This window comes from Roseicella sp. DB1501, from assembly GCF_013112485.1.
GTDB lineage: Bacteria > Pseudomonadota > Alphaproteobacteria > Acetobacterales > Acetobacteraceae > Paracraurococcus.
In genome coordinates this window covers 260,526-274,266 of sequence record NZ_JABFHG010000007.1, presented here as the reverse complement: position 1 = coordinate 274,266, position 13,741 = coordinate 260,526, and the positions used below count along the sequence as shown (strand labels likewise).

Below are 13,741 nucleotides of genomic sequence, written 5' to 3'. Positions count from 1 at the left end.
GAGTAATCTACCATGGCCGCCAAGACCGGCCGCACCGGCCTGATCGCCAGGAAGCTGGGCATGACCCGGCTGTTCAAGGATGACGGCAGCACGGTGCCCGTCACCGTCCTGCATCTGGACGACGTGCGTGTGATTGCCCGCCGCAATGCCGAGAAGGATGGCTACGAAGCCGTCCAGCTCGGCATCGGCCGGGCCAAGCCGAAGAACGTGACGCGCGCCAATCGCGGGCACTATGCCAAGGCTGGTGTCGAGGCGCCGCTGAAGGTCGTCGAGTTCCGAGTCGGCGCGGATGCGGCGATCGACCCGGGGGCGCGTCTGACCGCAGCGCATTTCGTCGCCGGCCAGAAGGTCGATGTCACGGGCGTCAGCAAGGGCAAGGGCTTCGCCGGTGCGATGAAGCGCTGGAACTTCGCGGGCCTTGAGGCTTCGCACGGCGTGTCCATCAGCCACCGCTCGCACGGCTCCACCGGCAACCGCCAGGATCCGGGCAAGACCTTCAAGAACAAGAAGATGGCCGGCCATCTCGGGCAGGAGCGCGTCACCACCCAGAACCTGGAGGTGGCGGGCCACGACCTTGAGAAGGGGCTGCTGCTGATCAAGGGCGCCGTGCCGGGCTCGACGGGCACCTATGTGATGGTGCGCGACGCGGTGAAGCGCGCGCGCCACGCCGATGCGCCCTTCCCGGCGGGTATCGCCTCGAACGCGCCGGCTTCGCCGGACGCTGGGGCCTGAGGATAGAGAACGATGCAGGTTCCGGTCATCACGCTGGATAACGGCTCGGCAGGCGAGATCGAGCTGCCGGAGGCGCTGTTCGCTGCAGCGCCCCGCGCCGACATCATGGCCCGCGTCGTGCACTGGCAGCTGGCGAAGCGCCGTGCCGGCACGCACAAGGTCAAGGGAATGGGCGAGGTCTCTGGCACGACCAAGAAGCCCTATCGCCAGAAGGGCACCGGCAATGCCCGCCAGGGCTCTCTGCGGGCGCCGCAGTTCCGCACTGGCGGCGTCGTGCACGGCCCGGTCGTGCGCGACCATGGCTATTCGCTGAACAAGAAGGTCCGGCGGCTCGGCCTGATCTCCGCGCTCAGCCAGAAGGCCGCCGAGGGCAAGCTGGTGGTGCTCGATGTCGCATCCGCCGGCGCGACGCCCAAGACGGGCGCGCTGGCGAAGCAGGTGAAGGCGCTCGGCTGGAAGTCGGCGCTGGTGGTCGATGCGCAGGTCGATGAGGGCTTCGGCCGCGTCGTGCGCAATCTGCCGCATGTGCAGGTGCTGCCGACCATCGGCGCCAATGTCTACGACATCCTCAAGCACGACGTGCTCGCGGTGACGCGCGCCGGCGTCGAGGCCCTGAAGGAGCGCCTGGCATGAGCGAGGCCACGACGCGCCCGCTCCTCTCCAAGGAGCGGATGTACCAGACCATCCTGTCGCCGCTGGTGACGGAGAAGGCGACCGCCCTCTCCGAGCAGAACCAGTTCGCCTTCCGCGTGGCCCTCGAGGCGACCAAGCCCGAGATCAAGGCGGCGGTCGAGGAGCTGTTCGGCGTGAAGGTGCTGGCGGTCAACACGCTGGTGGTCAAGGGCAAGACCAAGCGCTTCCGGGGCCGTCCGGGCCAGCGCTCGGACTGGAAGAAGGCGATGGTGAAGCTGGCCGAAGGCCAGAGCATCGACCTCACGACGGGACTCGCGTGACGCCATGGCGCTGAAGAACTTCAACCCGGTCACCCCGAGCCTGCGCGGAACCATCCTCGTCAAGCGCGACGAGCTCTGGAAGGGCGCGCCGGTCAAGCAGCTGACGGAGGGCAAGCACTCCTCCGGCGGCCGCAACAACCATGGCCGCACCACGGTGCGTTTCCGGGGCGGCGGACACAAGCAGACCTATCGCATCGTCGACTTCAAGCGCCGCACCAAGCTCGGCGTGGCGGCGACGGTGGAGCGGCTGGAATACGATCCCAACCGCACTGCCTGGATCGCGTTGCTGAAATATGCCGATGGCGAGCTCGCCTACATCATCGCGCCGCAGCGCCTGAAGGCTGGCGATCAGGTGGTGGCCGCCGAGCGCGCCGACATCAAGCCGGGCAACGCCATGCCGATGGCCGCCATCCCTGTCGGCACCATCATCCACAATGTGGAGATGAAGCCGGGGGCGGGCGGCAAAATCGCGCGCTCGGCTGGGACCTATGTGCAGCTGGTCGGCAAGGATGCCGGCTATGCGCAGATCAAGCTGATGTCGGGCGAACTCCGCACGGTGCGCGCCGAATGCATGGCGACGATCGGTGCCGTGTCCAACCCGGACAATTCCAACCAGCAGATCGGCAAGGCTGGCCGCTCGCGCTGGCTGGGCCGCCGCCCGCACAACCGCGGCGTCGTCATGAACCCGGTCGACCATCCGCATGGCGGTGGTGAGGGCCGGACCAGCGGTGGCCGCCATCCGGTGACCCCCTGGGGCAAGCCGACCAAAGGTGCGAAGACGCGCAACAACAAGCGGACCGACCGGCTCATCATCCGGCGCCGCCACGCGACGAAGGGCTGATCGCGATGCCGCGCAGCGTATGGAAGGGGCCGTTCGTGGACGGCTACCTGCTCAACAAGGCGGAAGCCGCCCGTGCCTCGACGCGCAACGAGATCATCCGGATCTGGTCGCGCCGCAGCACGATCCTGCCGCAGTTCGTCGGCCTGACCTTCGGGGTCTACAACGGGAAGAAGTTCATCCCGGTGCAGGTCTCGGAGAACATGGTCGGCCACAAGTTCGGCGAGTTCTCGCCGACCCGGACCTTCACCGGCCATAGCGCCGACAAGAAGGCCAAGCGGGGCTGATCCGATGAGCAAGCCGAAGCACGAACGCTCGCTCGCCGAGACCGAGGCGCAGGCTGTGACGCGCAACATCCGCGTCTCGCCGCGCAAGCTGAGCCTGGCCGCGGGGCTGATCCGCGGCCGGACCGCCTCCGATGCCGTGGCCACGCTGACCTTCAGCAAGCGCCGCATCGCGCAGACGGTGAAGAAGACGCTGGAGAGCGCGATCGCCAACGCCGAGAACAACCATCAGCTGGATGTCGACCAGCTCGTGGTCTCGCGAGTCGAGGTCGGCCGGTCCCAGGTGATGAAGCGCTTCCACGCCCGTGGCCGCGGCCGCGCCGCCCGGGTCGAGAAGTGGTTCAGCCATCTGACGATCGTCGTGGCCGAGCAGCAGGCGGTCGCCACGGCCGAGCAGGAGGCCGCGTAACATGGGTCACAAAGTCAATCCGATCGGCTTCCGGCTCGGCATCAACCGGACCTGGGACAGCCGCTGGTTCGCCGATGCGGACTACTCGAAGCTGCTGCACGAGGACCTGAAGCTCCGCGACAAGCTGCGTACGCGGCTGAAGGGCGCTGGCGTCTCCCGTGTGGTGATCGAGCGTCCGGCCAAGAAGCCGCGCGTGACCATTCACGCCGCGCGGCCGGGCGTCGTCATCGGCAAGAAGGGCGCCGATATCGAGGTGTTGCGCAAGGACCTGGCGAAGCTCGCCGGGGCCGAGGTCTCGCTGAACATCGTCGAGATCCGCAAGCCCGAGATCGACGCGACGCTGGTGGCCGAGAACATCGCCCAGCAGCTCGAGCGCCGGGTGGCCTTCCGCCGCGCCATGAAGCGCGCGGTGCAGAGCGCCATGCGCCTCGGCGCTGGCGGCATCCGAATCAATTGCTCCGGCCGTCTCGGCGGGGCGGAGATCGCTCGCATGGAGTGGTACCGCGAGGGGCGCGTGCCGCTGCACACGCTGCGCGCGGATATCGATTTCGGCACGGCGACCGCGAAGACCACCTACGGCACCTGCGGCGTGAAGGTCTGGATCTTCAAGGGCGAGATCCTGGCGCACGACCCGATGGCGCAGGACAAGCGCGCCGCCGAGCAGGCGCCGCAGCGCTGAGGGATAGAGTGAGATGCTGCAACCCAAGCGCACGACGTTTCGCAAGGCCCATAAGGGCCGGATCAAGGGTATCGCCAAAGGCGGCTTTACCCTGTCCTTCGGTGGCTTCGGCCTGAAGGCGCTCGAGCCCGAGCGGGTGACCGCGCGGCAGATCGAGGCGGCGCGCCGCGCGATCACCCGCGCCATGAAGCGTCAGGGCCGCGTCTGGATCCGGATCTTCCCCGATGTCCCGGTCTCGACCAAGCCGGCCGAGGTCCGCATGGGCTCTGGTAAGGGCGCGCCGGAATACTGGGTGGCGCGGATCAAGCCCGGCCGCATCATGTTCGAGATCGACGGCGTGTCCGTCGATACCGCCAAGGAGGCGCTGACGCTCGGCGCCGCCAAGCTGCCGATCAAGACCAAGATCGTGCAGCGCCTCGGCGCGGAGGCCTGAAGCCATGACCAAGATCGCCGACATCCGCGCCAAGACCGCGGATGAGCTGCAGGCGCAGCTCCTTGACCTGCGCAAGGAGCAGTTCAACCTGCGCTTCCAGCGCGCGACCGGGCAGCTTGAGGCCACCGGCCGCGTCCGCGTGGTGCGCCGCGACATCGCGCGCATCAAATTCGTCCTGTCCGAGCGCAAGCGCTCGGCAGCATCCCAACCCACGGCTTAAGGGGAGACCGGCGGCGATGCCGAAGCGAGTCCTCACGGGCCGGGTGGTCAGCGACAAGATGGACAAGACGGTCACCGTCCTTGTCGAGCGTCGCGTGATGCACCCGCTCTACAAGAAGTTCATCCGGCGTTCGAAGCGCTATGCCGCGCATGACGAAGCCAACCTCTGCAAGGAAGGCGACGTCGTGCAGATCGAGGAGTGCCCGCCGATCTCCAAGCGCAAGGCCTGGACGGTGGTGGAGCGCAACGGGCAACCGCTCGCCGAGCCGGCGACCGTGCAGGGCTGAGGGAGGGTTAGATGATCCATCCCGAGACCAACCTCGATGTCGCGGACAACTCCGGCGCGCGCCGCGTCCAGTGCATCAAGGTGCTGGGCGGCTCCAAGCGGAAGACCGCGAGCGTGGGCGACATCATCGTCGTCTCCGTCAAGGAGGCGATCCCGCGCGCCAAGGTGAAGAAGGGCGAGGTGCATCGCGCCGTCATCGTCCGCACCGCCTATCCGGTGCGGCGCGTTGACGGCACGGCGATCCGCTTCGACAACAACGCCGCGGTGCTGATCAACAAGCAGGGCGAGCCGATCGGCACCCGCATCTTCGGGCCGGTTGTGCGCGAGCTGCGGGCGCGGAAGTACATGAAGATCATCTCGCTGGCGCCGGAGGTCCTGTAAGGCCATGGCCGCGAAGATCAAGAAGGGCGACCGGGTCCAGGTTCTGACGGGCCGGGACAAGGGCAAGCGCGGCGAGGTCCTCGCCGTGAACCCGACGGAGAGCCGTGCCCTGGTGCAGGGCGTGAACATGGTGAAGCGTCACCGCAAGCCGCAGGGGATCAACCAACCCGGCGGCATCCAGGAGAAGGAGGCGCCGATCCACCTCTCCAACCTGGCGCTGATCGACCCGAAGTCCGACAAGCCGACCCGCGTGGGTTTCCGGCTTCTTGGGGACGGGAAGAAGGTGCGCGTGGCGAGGCCCTCGGGCGAGGTGCTTGACGCATGAGCGACACGAAGAAAAAGGCCGGCGGCAAGGCCGAGACCCCGAAGCGCGCCGAAGGTGGCGGCGAGGGCCGCGTGCAGGCGGTGGCGGCGAAGGCCGGCAAGGCCTCTGCGGCGCCGGCTGAGAAGCCGCGCCTGGCGCAGTACTACACCGAGGTGGTTCGCGCCGAGCTCGCCAAGGAGTTCGGCTACAAGAACCCCATGGAAGTGCCGAAGCTCGAGAAGATCGTCATCAACATGGGCGTGGGCGAGGCGGCGGGCGACCAGAAGAAGCTCGACGCGGCGGTCGCGGACCTGACGGCGCTCTCCGGCCAGAAGCCGGTGCGGACCAAGGCGAAGAAGGCGATTGCCGGCTTCAAGATCCGCGAAGGCCAGGCGATCGGCTGCAAGGTGACGCTGCGCAAGGCGCGGATGTACGAGTTCCTCGATCGTCTCGTGACCGTGGCCCTGCCGCGCGTCCGCGACTTCCGCGGGATTCCGGGCAATCGCGGCTTCGATGGCCGGGGCAACTACGCCATGGGCCTGAAGGAGCAGATCGTGTTCCCCGAGATCAACTACGATCGGGTGGACACGGTGCGTGGCATGGACATCCAGTTCGTCACCACGGCGAAGACCGACAAGGAAGCGAAGGCGCTGCTGAAGGCGTTCCAGCTTCCTTTCCAGAATTGATCTTGGAAGACCGCCTGGGCCGAGGCCCGGGAGCAGGTTCCGGAGGATAGAACCGCATGGCCAAGACTTCGGCAGTCGAGAAGAACAAGCGTCGCGCGAAGCTCGCCGCGACGCATGCTTCGAAGCGCGCCACGCTGAAGGGCATCGTGATGGACCGCAGCCTGCCGGTTGAGGATCGCTTCGACGCGACCCTCAAGCTGGCGCAGCTGCCTCGCAACGGCGCGAAGGTTCGCGTTCGCCTGCGTTGCGAGCTGACCGGCCGCCCGCGCGGCAACTACCGCAAGTTCAAGCTCAGCCGGAACATGCTGCGGGACCTGGCCAATACCGGCCAGATTCCCGGCCTGACCAAGGCGAGCTGGTAAGGAGGGCTGGCCATGTCGCTATCCGATCCGCTCGGGGACATGCTCACCCGTATCCGCAACGCCCAGCGGGCCCGGCAGACGCGCTGCGTCGCCCCCGCCAGCCGGTTGCGGACCGATGTGCTCGATGTCCTGAAGCGTGAAGGCTACATCCGGGCCTGGCGCGTCGAGGAGCTGCGCCCCGGCGTGCGCAACATCGAGATCGAGCTGAAGTATTCCGAGGGCGAGCCCGCGATCAAGGAGATCACCCGCGTCTCCAAGCCGGGCCGCCGGGTCTACTCCAAGATCCGTGAGCTGCCGAAGTTCTACAACGGGCTCGGCATCTCCATCCTGTCCACGCCGCGCGGCGTGATGAGCGATACCGAGGCCCGCGTCGCCAATGTTGGCGGCGAGGTCCTCTGCCGCGTGTTCTGAGGGAGGGGCAAAGAATGTCGCGCGTCGGCAAGTATCCCGTCCCGGTCCCGGCCGGCGTCCAGGTGGCGCTGCAAGGCCGGACCCTCGTGGCGAAGGGCAAGAACGGCGAGCTCAAGCTCGACCTCACGGACGATGTCGAGGTCGAGGTCGAGTCCAATCAGGTGGCCGTGAAGCCGCGGCGGGACGACCGCCGCAGCCGCACCATGTGGGGCACGACCCGCAGCCTGATCAACGGCATGGTCACAGGCGTCTCCACGGGCTTCACCAGGTCCATGGAGATCACCGGTACCGGCTATCGCGCCGCGGTGCAGGGCAAGGACCTGGTCCTCGCCCTGGGCTTCAGCCACGAGGTGCGCTACCCGATCCCGCCCGGGATCAGCATCGTCTGCGAGCGTCCGACCGCCATCAAGGTGAGCGGCGCCGACAAGCAGCGTGTCGGTCAGGTGGCCGCCGAGATCCGGGCCTATCGCGGTCCCGAGCCCTACAAGGGCAAGGGCGTGCGCTACGACAACGAGGTCATCCTCCGGAAGGAGGGTAAGAAGAAGTAATGGCCCAGAAGCTTGCACTGCAGCAGCGCCGCCGCGCCCGGCTGCGCTACCAGCTGAAGCTGAAGTCCGGTGGACGGCCGCGGCTCTCCGTGTTCCGCTCCGGACGCCACATCTATGCGCAGGTGATCGACGACGCCGAGGGCCGCACCCTTGCCGCGGCCTCGACGCTCGAAAAGGAGCTGCGCGAAAGCCTGAAGACCGGGGCGGACAAGGATGCCGCCGTGGTCGTCGGCAAGCGCGTGGCCGAGCGGGCGATCGCCGCCGGCGTCACGGCCGTGGTCTTCGACCGCGGGCCCTACCTGTACCATGGCCGGGTCAAGGCCCTGGCCGACGCCGCCCGTGAGGGCGGGCTGTCGTTCTGAGGATCCGAAACTATGGCACGTGAACCGAGGGGCGGTGGCGGCGAGCATGGCGGCGAGGGCGGCGATCGTCGCCGCGGCCGCGGCCGTGACCGCGAGCGGGACAACCGGCAGGAGCGCCAGGACGGCGACGAGCTGAAGGACAAGCTCGTCACCATCAACCGCGTCGCCAAGGTCGTGAAGGGTGGCCGTCGCTTCAGCTTCGCGGCGCTGGTCGTCGTCGGCGACCAGAAGGGCCGCGTCGGCTGGGGTGCGGGCAAGGCGCGCGAGGTGCCGGAGGCGATCCGCAAGGCCACCGAGCAGGCGAAGCGGACCATGATCCGCGTGCCGATGCGGGAAGGCCGGACGCTGCATCACGACGTGATCGGCGAGTTCGGCGCCGGCCGGGTCATCCTGCGGGCGGCCCCGGCGGGCACCGGCATCATCGCCGGCGGTCCGATGCGCGCGGTGTTCGAGACGCTCGGCATGGGCGACGTCGTCGCCAAGTGCACCGGCTCGACCAACCCGCACAACATGATCAAGGCGACCTTCGCGGCGCTGACGCGTTCGACCAGCCCGCGCGCCGTCGCCTCGCGGCGCGGCAAGAAGGTCTCGGACCTGCTCGGCCCGCGCAAGGATGCGCCGGCGGCTGAGGCCGCGGCGGCGGAGGCCCCGAATGTCTGAGAAGAAGACCGTGAAGGTGACCCAGACCGGGTCGCCGATCGGCCGCAAGCCTGGTCAGCGCGAGACGCTGATCGGCCTCGGTCTCAACAAGATGCATCGTACGCGGGAGCTGGAGGATACGCCGGCGGTCCGTGGCATGATCCGCAAGGTGGCCCACCTGGTGAAGGTGGGAGACTGACATGAAGCTCAATGAGTTGCGCGACAATCCGGGCGCCCGGTACAAGGCCAAGCGCCTTGGCCGCGGCATCGGCTCGGGCAAGGGCAAGACCTCCGGCAAGGGCGTCAAGGGCCAGAAGGCGCGCGAGGGCGTGTCGCTGAACGGCTTCGAGGGCGGCCAGCTGCCGATCTATCGGCGTCTGCCGAAGCGGGGCTTCGTCAACCTGTTCCGCAAGGAATATGCGCCGCTGAACCTCGGCGCGCTCGACCGCGCCATCGAGTCCGGCCGGTTGCCGGCGGGCGAGCCGATCGATGAGGCGAAGCTGCGCGAGGCGGGCGTGGTCCGTACCGGCACGCGTCTCGCCGGCGTTCGCCTGCTTGGCCAAGGCGAGATCAAGCGCGCGGTGACGATCACCGTCTCCGGCGCCTCCGCCTCCGCGATCGCGGCGGTGCAGGCGGCGGGGGGCAGCGTGACCTTGCTGAACCAGCCCGCCGAGGCTCCGGCCGAAGGCTGAGGCGCCGCGGCAGGGCCGCTCGTCTGCGGGCGCAGGCGCTGGCCGGGCTCACGGCCACGCCGCGGCCGCGACGGACGGCCCTGCGGTTCTAGGCGGGGTATCCTGCTTGCCGCCCCATGGGGCGGGGGCTACCTAGACAGGGAATCGTGGCAGCGGCGCCACGGCCGGGGATGCCTCCCTGGTTGCGGGCGCCGCAGCCGTGTGGAGGGTTCGCAATCCCATGGCCTCCGCCGCCGAACAACTCGCGGCCAATCTGAATCTCGGCGTCCTGTCCAAGGCCACCGAGCTCAAGAAGCGCATCTGGTTCACCCTGGGTGCACTGATCGTCTACCGCCTGGGCACCTATGTGCCGGTCCCGGGCGTCGATGCCGCCGTGATGGGCGAGATCCTGGCCCAGCATGGCGGCGGCATCCTCGGCATGTTCGACATGTTCACCGGCGGCGCGCTCGGCCGCATGACGGTGTTCGCGCTGAACATCATGCCCTACATCTCGGCCAGCATCATCATCCAGCTGATGTCCGCCGCCGTCCCGCAGCTCGAGGCCCTGAAGAAGGAGGGCGAGTCGGGACGCAAGAAGCTGAACCAGTACACCCGCTACCTCACCGTCTTCATCGCCATGTTCCAGGCCTGGGGCATCGCCGTCGGGCTCGAGAGCATGCGCGGCAGCTTCGGATCGGCGGTGCATGAGCCGGGCATGTTCTTCCGCCTTTCCTGCGTCATCACGCTGGTCGGCGGCACCATGTTCCTGATGTGGCTGGGCGAGCAGATCACCGCCCGCGGCGTCGGCAACGGCATCTCGCTCATCATCTTCGCGGGCATCGTCGCCAACCTGCCGCATGCCCTGGTCTCGACCCTCGAACTCGGCCGCACCGGCGCGCTCTCGACCGTCTTCATCATCTTCTTCCTGCTGGTGGCGCTCGGGGTCATCGCCCTGGTCGTCTTCGTGGAGCGGGCGCAGCGGCGGATCCCGGTGCAGTATCCGAAGCGCCAGGTCGGCAACCGCATGTTCGGCGGCGAATCGACGCACCTGCCGCTCAAGCTGAACACCGCGGGCGTCATCCCGCCGATCTTCGCCTCCTCCCTGCTGCTGCTGCCGGCAACCGTGGCCGGCTTCGCCGCCGACCCGACGCAGGAAGGCGTCTTGCAGACGGTGGCGAACGCGCTGGCGCATGGCCGGCCGCTCTACATGGCGCTCTACATGGCGCTCATCATCTTCTTCGCCTTCTTCTACACCGCGGTGGTCTTCAACCCGGTGGAGACGGCGGACAACCTGAAGAAGTATGGCGGCTTCGTGCCGGGCATCCGGCCCGGGCAGAACACGGCGGATTATTTCGACCGGGTGCTGACCCGGCTGACCGCGGTGGGCGCGCTCTATCTCTGCCTCGTCTGCATCCTGCCGGAGATCCTGATCAGCAATTACGGGGTGCCCTTCTATTTCGGCGGCACCTCCCTGCTCATCATCGTCTCGGTCACCATGGATACGGTGGCGCAGGTCCAGTCGCATCTCTTCGCCCACCAGTATGAGGGGCTGATCCGCAAGGCCCGGCTGGGTGGGCGCGGCGCGCCGCGCAGCCGGTAAGCGGGAGCGGCGCGGCGGGCCCAAGTGCCTGCCGGCCCGCAGAAGCCTGTGCCGCGCCGCCGCGCTTCTGCTCTAGGATCGCATGTGCCCCAAGGCCGCCTCTGGGCGGCCGGGTGAGGCCGTTTGGGAGGCGCGGGCGCCGGCATGGGGGCGGTCGCGCGATGATGGGGGAAGACGGGTATGAACCTGATCCTGCTGGGCCCGCCTGGCGCCGGCAAAGGAACCCAGGCGAAACGCCTGGAGGATCGCTACGGCCTCAGGCAGATCTCCACCGGCGACATGCTGCGGGCCGAGGTCCGCTCGGGCAGCGAGATTGGTCAGCAGGCAAAGGCGATCATGGAGCGGGGCGAGCTGGTGCCCGATGCCATCATCATCGCCATGCTGGCCGCCCGCGTCTCCATGCCTGACTTGGCGCAGGGCTTCATCCTGGATGGCTTTCCCCGCACCGTGCCGCAGGCCGAGGCCCTGGACGTGGTGCTGAAGGAGAAGGCCATGCCGCTCGAGCACGTCATCGAGCTGCAGGTGGACGACGCGGCGCTGGTCGAGCGCATCTCCGGCCGCTTCACCTGCGCCAAATGCGGCGAGGGCTACCACGACAGCTTCAAGCGCCCCAGGGCCGAGGGGGTCTGCGACCAATGCGGCGGCACCGAGTTCAGCCGCCGGGCCGACGACAATGCCGCGACCGTCGCCTCCCGGCTTGAGGCCTATCACCGTCAGACGGCGCCGCTGCTGCCCTATTACGCCTCCAAGGGCATCCTGCGGGTGGTGGACGGCATGGCCGAGATGGACGAGGTCGCGCGGCAGATCGAGGCCATTCTCGGGCCCCTGCCGCCGAAAGCCTAGCGTGGGTCGGCCCCGGCCACCCGGCTAGCGGATTGGGGTTGACGGGCAGGGTTGCGTGGCTATAGTCCGCGCCTCTCGCGGGCAGGGGTGGCCTTCAGACCGCCCTGGCCGCGCTTAGCCGTTCGTCGGTTTAACGGAGATCACCTCGCCGATCGGGCGCAGGGGCCAGGGTGGCCTCGGTCCATCGGTGTCGAGCAGGAGCGACAGGCTCCAGGAGCTGAGCAGTGGCGCGCATCGCCGGTGTCAACATTCCCACGAACAAGCGCGTGCCGATCTCGCTGCGCTACATCTACGGCATTGGGCCGAAGAATGCTCTCGAGATCTGCCAGGCCCTCGGCATCCCGGAGGAGCGCCGCGTCAACCAGCTGACGGATGAGGAGATCCTCAAGATCCGCGAGCTGATCGACCGCGAATACCGGGTCGAAGGCGATCTGCGCCGCGAAGTGGCGATGAACATCAAGCGTTTGATGGACATGGCCTGCTATCGCGGCCTCCGTCACCGCCGGGGTCTGCCGGTCCGCGGGCAGCGCACCCACACCAATGCCCGCACGCGCAAGGGCAAGGCCGTGCCGATCGCCGGCAAGAAGAAGGTGACGAAGTAAGATGGCTCGCGAACCCCGCGGCGGCTCCCGCGCGCCGCGCAAGAAGGAGCGCAAGAACATCGCCACCGGCGTGGCGCATGTGCTGGCCTCCTTCAACAACACCATCGTGACGATCACGGACGCCCAAGGCAACGCGATCGCTTGGTCGTCCTCGGGCAGCCAGGGCTTCAAGGGCAGCCGGAAGTCCACCCCCTATGCGGCGCAGGTCGCGGCCGAGGATGCCGGCCGCAAGGCGCGCGAGCACGGGATGGAGCAGCTCGAGATCATGGTGAGCGGCCCGGGTTCGGGACGTGAGTCGGCGCTGCGCGCATTGCAGGCAGTCGGTTTCTACGTCACCGCGATCCGCGACGTGACGCCGATCCCGCACAACGGCTGCCGTCCCCGCAAGCGTCGCCGCGTCTGAGCGGCGCCACGGATCCGGGAAGGGGCCGCAAGGAGATGCAGGTGATCGAGAGGAATTGGCGGTCGCTGATTCGTCCGGAGAAGCTCGAGGTCGATGCCGGAGCGGATCCGGAGCGCGTCGCGACCATCGTGGCCGAGCCGCTGGAGCGTGGCTTCGGCATGACGCTCGGCAATGCGCTGCGTCGTGTGCTGCTGTCCTCGCTGCAGGGTGCGGCCGTGACTGCCATCCGCATCGACGGCGTGCTGCACGAGTTCAGCAGCATCCAGGGCGTGCGTGAGGATGTCACCGACCTCGTCCTCAACGTGAAGCAGCTCGCCATCCGGATGCAGGGCGAGGGGCCGAAGCGGCTCCAGCTCAACGCGACCGGCCCGGGCGAGGTGACCGCCGGCCAGATCCAGACGACGGGCGATATCGAGGTCTCCAACCCCGACCTGGTGATCTGCACGCTCGACGACGGCGCCAAGCTGTCGATGGAGCTGACCGTCAACACCGGCAAGGGCTATGTCCCCGCCGCGCAGAACCGGCCCGAGGATGCGCCGATCGGGCTGATCCCGGTCGATGCCATCTACTCGCCGGTCCGCCGCGTCGCCTATCGCGTCGAGCCGACCCGCGTCGGCCAGGTGACCGATTACGACAAGCTCGTCCTGAATGTCGAGACGGACGGCACGGTCGCGCCGGAGGATGCCGTGGCGCTCGCCGCCCGCATCCTGCAGGACCAGCTGCAGCTCTTCATCAACTTCGACGAGCCGCGCGAGCGCAAGGTGGAGGAGGAGCGGGACGACCTGCCCTTCAACCGTAACCTGCTCCGCAAGGTCGACGAGCTCGAACTGTCGGTCCGTTCGGCGAACTGCCTGAAGAACGACAACATCGTCTATATCGGCGACCTGGTGCAGAAGACGGAGCAGGAGATGCTCCGCACGCCGAACTTCGGCCGCAAGTCGCTGAACGAGATCAAGGAGGTCCTCGCCTCCATGGGCCTCGGCCTCGGGATGACCGTCACGGGCTGGCCGCCGGAGAATATCGAGGATCTCGCCAAGAAGCTGGAAGAGCCGTTCTGAGAGGAACGGTGCCTTCCGGCGCCACGAATGTTCGATGA

Annotated in this window: 24 protein-coding genes and 1 pseudogene; all 25 read left to right on the top strand. The window is 68.0% G+C overall.

Annotation, left to right across the window (positions count from 1 at the left end):
• Positions 1–12 precede the first annotated feature (12 nt).
• Entirely contained in the window at positions 13–732 is a 720-nt protein-coding gene (gene rplC, locus HJG45_RS16055) for a 50S ribosomal protein L3 (protein ID WP_171613106.1), read from the top strand.
• 12 nt (positions 733–744) lie between these two features.
• Positions 745–1,365: a 50S ribosomal protein L4 gene (rplD, locus tag HJG45_RS16050; RefSeq protein WP_171613105.1), complete on the top strand. Its 621-nt coding sequence runs from the start codon at positions 745–747 to the stop codon at positions 1,363–1,365.
• Positions 1,362–1,685 carry a 50S ribosomal protein L23 gene (locus tag HJG45_RS16045; protein ID WP_171613104.1) on the top strand — a complete coding sequence of 108 codons (324 nt, stop codon included), beginning with the start codon at positions 1,362–1,364 and terminating at the stop codon, positions 1,683–1,685. Before rplD ends, HJG45_RS16045 begins: the two co-directional genes overlap by 4 nt.
• A gap of 4 nt (positions 1,686–1,689) precedes the next feature.
• A complete protein-coding gene (gene rplB, locus HJG45_RS16040; protein WP_111470108.1) occupies positions 1,690–2,526 on the top strand; it encodes a 50S ribosomal protein L2 in 837 nt (278 codons plus the stop codon).
• 5 nt (positions 2,527–2,531) lie between these two features.
• Positions 2,532–2,810, top strand: coding sequence for a 30S ribosomal protein S19 (gene rpsS / locus HJG45_RS16035; RefSeq protein WP_171613103.1), 279 nt, complete (start codon positions 2,532–2,534; stop codon positions 2,808–2,810).
• A 4-nt stretch (positions 2,811–2,814) separates the two neighbouring features.
• On the top strand, positions 2,815–3,216 hold the full coding sequence (gene rplV, locus HJG45_RS16030) for a 50S ribosomal protein L22 (protein ID WP_171613102.1): 402 nt from the start codon (positions 2,815–2,817) through the stop codon (positions 3,214–3,216).
• A gap of 1 nt (position 3,217) precedes the next feature.
• Positions 3,218–3,895, top strand: coding sequence for a 30S ribosomal protein S3 (rpsC, locus tag HJG45_RS16025; RefSeq protein WP_171613101.1), 678 nt, complete (start codon positions 3,218–3,220; stop codon positions 3,893–3,895).
• Between the two features lie 13 nt (positions 3,896–3,908).
• Entirely contained in the window at positions 3,909–4,328 is a 420-nt protein-coding gene (gene rplP / locus HJG45_RS16020) for a 50S ribosomal protein L16 (protein WP_111470104.1), read from the top strand.
• Positions 4,329–4,332: 4 nt separating this feature from the next.
• Positions 4,333–4,548 (top strand): 50S ribosomal protein L29, encoded by a 216-nt coding sequence (rpmC, locus tag HJG45_RS16015; protein WP_171613100.1) that lies wholly within the window; start codon positions 4,333–4,335, stop codon positions 4,546–4,548.
• Positions 4,549–4,564: 16 nt separating this feature from the next.
• Positions 4,565–4,834 (top strand): 30S ribosomal protein S17, encoded by a 270-nt coding sequence (gene rpsQ, locus HJG45_RS16010; protein ID WP_171613099.1) that lies wholly within the window; start codon positions 4,565–4,567, stop codon positions 4,832–4,834.
• 11 nt (positions 4,835–4,845) lie between these two features.
• Complete coding sequence (rplN, locus tag HJG45_RS16005; RefSeq protein WP_111470101.1) at positions 4,846–5,214, top strand: 50S ribosomal protein L14; 369 nt, start codon at positions 4,846–4,848, stop codon at positions 5,212–5,214.
• Positions 5,215–5,218: 4 nt separating this feature from the next.
• Positions 5,219–5,539: a 50S ribosomal protein L24 gene (rplX, locus tag HJG45_RS16000; protein ID WP_171613098.1), complete on the top strand. Its 321-nt coding sequence runs from the start codon at positions 5,219–5,221 to the stop codon at positions 5,537–5,539.
• A complete protein-coding gene (rplE, locus tag HJG45_RS15995) occupies positions 5,536–6,204 on the top strand; it encodes a 50S ribosomal protein L5 (protein WP_171613097.1) in 669 nt (222 codons plus the stop codon). The genes rplX and rplE overlap by 4 nt, the downstream gene beginning before the upstream one ends.
• A 56-nt stretch (positions 6,205–6,260) precedes the next feature.
• Positions 6,261–6,566 (top strand): 30S ribosomal protein S14, encoded by a 306-nt coding sequence (rpsN, locus tag HJG45_RS15990; protein ID WP_171613096.1) that lies wholly within the window; start codon positions 6,261–6,263, stop codon positions 6,564–6,566.
• A gap of 12 nt (positions 6,567–6,578) precedes the next feature.
• Positions 6,579–6,977: a 30S ribosomal protein S8 gene (rpsH, locus tag HJG45_RS15985; RefSeq protein WP_171613095.1), complete on the top strand. Its 399-nt coding sequence runs from the start codon at positions 6,579–6,581 to the stop codon at positions 6,975–6,977.
• Positions 6,978–6,991: 14 nt separating this feature from the next.
• Positions 6,992–7,525 (top strand): 50S ribosomal protein L6, encoded by a 534-nt coding sequence (gene rplF, locus HJG45_RS15980; protein WP_171613094.1) that lies wholly within the window; start codon positions 6,992–6,994, stop codon positions 7,523–7,525.
• Positions 7,525–7,887 (top strand): 50S ribosomal protein L18, encoded by a 363-nt coding sequence (gene rplR, locus HJG45_RS15975; protein WP_171613093.1) that lies wholly within the window; start codon positions 7,525–7,527, stop codon positions 7,885–7,887. The genes rplF and rplR overlap by 1 nt, the downstream gene beginning before the upstream one ends.
• Positions 7,888–7,899: 12 nt before the next feature.
• Positions 7,900–8,547, top strand: a complete 648-nt coding sequence (gene rpsE, locus HJG45_RS15970) for a 30S ribosomal protein S5 (RefSeq protein ID WP_171613092.1) — start codon at positions 7,900–7,902, stop codon at positions 8,545–8,547.
• On the top strand, positions 8,540–8,725 hold the full coding sequence (gene rpmD, locus HJG45_RS15965; RefSeq protein ID WP_171613091.1) for a 50S ribosomal protein L30: 186 nt from the start codon (positions 8,540–8,542) through the stop codon (positions 8,723–8,725). The genes rpsE and rpmD overlap by 8 nt, the downstream gene beginning before the upstream one ends.
• Position 8,726: 1 nt before the next feature.
• Positions 8,727–9,218, top strand: a complete 492-nt coding sequence (gene rplO / locus HJG45_RS15960; protein WP_171613090.1) for a 50S ribosomal protein L15 — start codon at positions 8,727–8,729, stop codon at positions 9,216–9,218.
• 220 nt (positions 9,219–9,438) lie between these two features.
• Positions 9,439–10,797 carry a preprotein translocase subunit SecY gene (gene secY / locus HJG45_RS15955; protein ID WP_171613089.1) on the top strand — a complete coding sequence of 453 codons (1,359 nt, stop codon included), beginning with the start codon at positions 9,439–9,441 and terminating at the stop codon, positions 10,795–10,797.
• A gap of 180 nt (positions 10,798–10,977) precedes the next feature.
• Complete coding sequence (locus tag HJG45_RS15950) at positions 10,978–11,640, top strand: adenylate kinase (RefSeq protein WP_171613088.1); 663 nt, start codon at positions 10,978–10,980, stop codon at positions 11,638–11,640.
• A 224-nt stretch (positions 11,641–11,864) separates the two neighbouring features.
• Positions 11,865–12,242, top strand: a complete 378-nt coding sequence (rpsM, locus tag HJG45_RS15945) for a 30S ribosomal protein S13 (RefSeq protein WP_171613087.1) — start codon at positions 11,865–11,867, stop codon at positions 12,240–12,242.
• Between the two features lie 5 nt (positions 12,243–12,247).
• Positions 12,248–12,645, top strand: a pseudogene (gene rpsK, locus HJG45_RS15940) (30S ribosomal protein S11); the annotation flags it as partial.
• Positions 12,646–12,686: 41 nt separating this feature from the next.
• Entirely contained in the window at positions 12,687–13,703 is a 1,017-nt protein-coding gene (locus HJG45_RS15935; protein ID WP_368040611.1) for a DNA-directed RNA polymerase subunit alpha, read from the top strand.
• Positions 13,704–13,741 lie beyond the last annotated feature (38 nt).

What these genes read in the sequence shown, in the direction of transcription:
- rplC (WP_171613106.1), top strand. Translation starts at nt 13, where the DNA reads ATGGCCGCCAAGACCGGCCGCACCGGCCTGATCGCCAGGAAGCTGGGC.
- rplD (WP_171613105.1), top strand. Translation starts at nt 745, where the DNA reads ATGCAGGTTCCGGTCATCACGCTGGATAACGGCTCGGCAGGCGAGATC.
- HJG45_RS16045 (WP_171613104.1), top strand. Translation starts at nt 1,362, where the DNA reads ATGAGCGAGGCCACGACGCGCCCGCTCCTCTCCAAGGAGCGGATGTAC.
- rplB (WP_111470108.1), top strand. Translation starts at nt 1,690, where the DNA reads ATGGCGCTGAAGAACTTCAACCCGGTCACCCCGAGCCTGCGCGGAACC.
- rpsS (WP_171613103.1), top strand. Translation starts at nt 2,532, where the DNA reads ATGCCGCGCAGCGTATGGAAGGGGCCGTTCGTGGACGGCTACCTGCTC.
- rplV (WP_171613102.1), top strand. Translation starts at nt 2,815, where the DNA reads ATGAGCAAGCCGAAGCACGAACGCTCGCTCGCCGAGACCGAGGCGCAG.
- rpsC (WP_171613101.1), top strand. Translation starts at nt 3,218, where the DNA reads ATGGGTCACAAAGTCAATCCGATCGGCTTCCGGCTCGGCATCAACCGG.
- rplP (WP_111470104.1), top strand. Translation starts at nt 3,909, where the DNA reads ATGCTGCAACCCAAGCGCACGACGTTTCGCAAGGCCCATAAGGGCCGG.
- rpmC (WP_171613100.1), top strand. Translation starts at nt 4,333, where the DNA reads ATGACCAAGATCGCCGACATCCGCGCCAAGACCGCGGATGAGCTGCAG.
- rpsQ (WP_171613099.1), top strand. Translation starts at nt 4,565, where the DNA reads ATGCCGAAGCGAGTCCTCACGGGCCGGGTGGTCAGCGACAAGATGGAC.
- rplN (WP_111470101.1), top strand. Translation starts at nt 4,846, where the DNA reads ATGATCCATCCCGAGACCAACCTCGATGTCGCGGACAACTCCGGCGCG.
- rplX (WP_171613098.1), top strand. Translation starts at nt 5,219, where the DNA reads ATGGCCGCGAAGATCAAGAAGGGCGACCGGGTCCAGGTTCTGACGGGC.
- rplE (WP_171613097.1), top strand. Translation starts at nt 5,536, where the DNA reads ATGAGCGACACGAAGAAAAAGGCCGGCGGCAAGGCCGAGACCCCGAAG.
- rpsN (WP_171613096.1), top strand. Translation starts at nt 6,261, where the DNA reads ATGGCCAAGACTTCGGCAGTCGAGAAGAACAAGCGTCGCGCGAAGCTC.
- rpsH (WP_171613095.1), top strand. Translation starts at nt 6,579, where the DNA reads ATGTCGCTATCCGATCCGCTCGGGGACATGCTCACCCGTATCCGCAAC.
- rplF (WP_171613094.1), top strand. Translation starts at nt 6,992, where the DNA reads ATGTCGCGCGTCGGCAAGTATCCCGTCCCGGTCCCGGCCGGCGTCCAG.
- rplR (WP_171613093.1), top strand. Translation starts at nt 7,525, where the DNA reads ATGGCCCAGAAGCTTGCACTGCAGCAGCGCCGCCGCGCCCGGCTGCGC.
- rpsE (WP_171613092.1), top strand. Translation starts at nt 7,900, where the DNA reads ATGGCACGTGAACCGAGGGGCGGTGGCGGCGAGCATGGCGGCGAGGGC.
- rpmD (WP_171613091.1), top strand. Translation starts at nt 8,540, where the DNA reads ATGTCTGAGAAGAAGACCGTGAAGGTGACCCAGACCGGGTCGCCGATC.
- rplO (WP_171613090.1), top strand. Translation starts at nt 8,727, where the DNA reads ATGAAGCTCAATGAGTTGCGCGACAATCCGGGCGCCCGGTACAAGGCC.
- secY (WP_171613089.1), top strand. Translation starts at nt 9,439, where the DNA reads ATGGCCTCCGCCGCCGAACAACTCGCGGCCAATCTGAATCTCGGCGTC.
- HJG45_RS15950 (WP_171613088.1), top strand. Translation starts at nt 10,978, where the DNA reads ATGAACCTGATCCTGCTGGGCCCGCCTGGCGCCGGCAAAGGAACCCAG.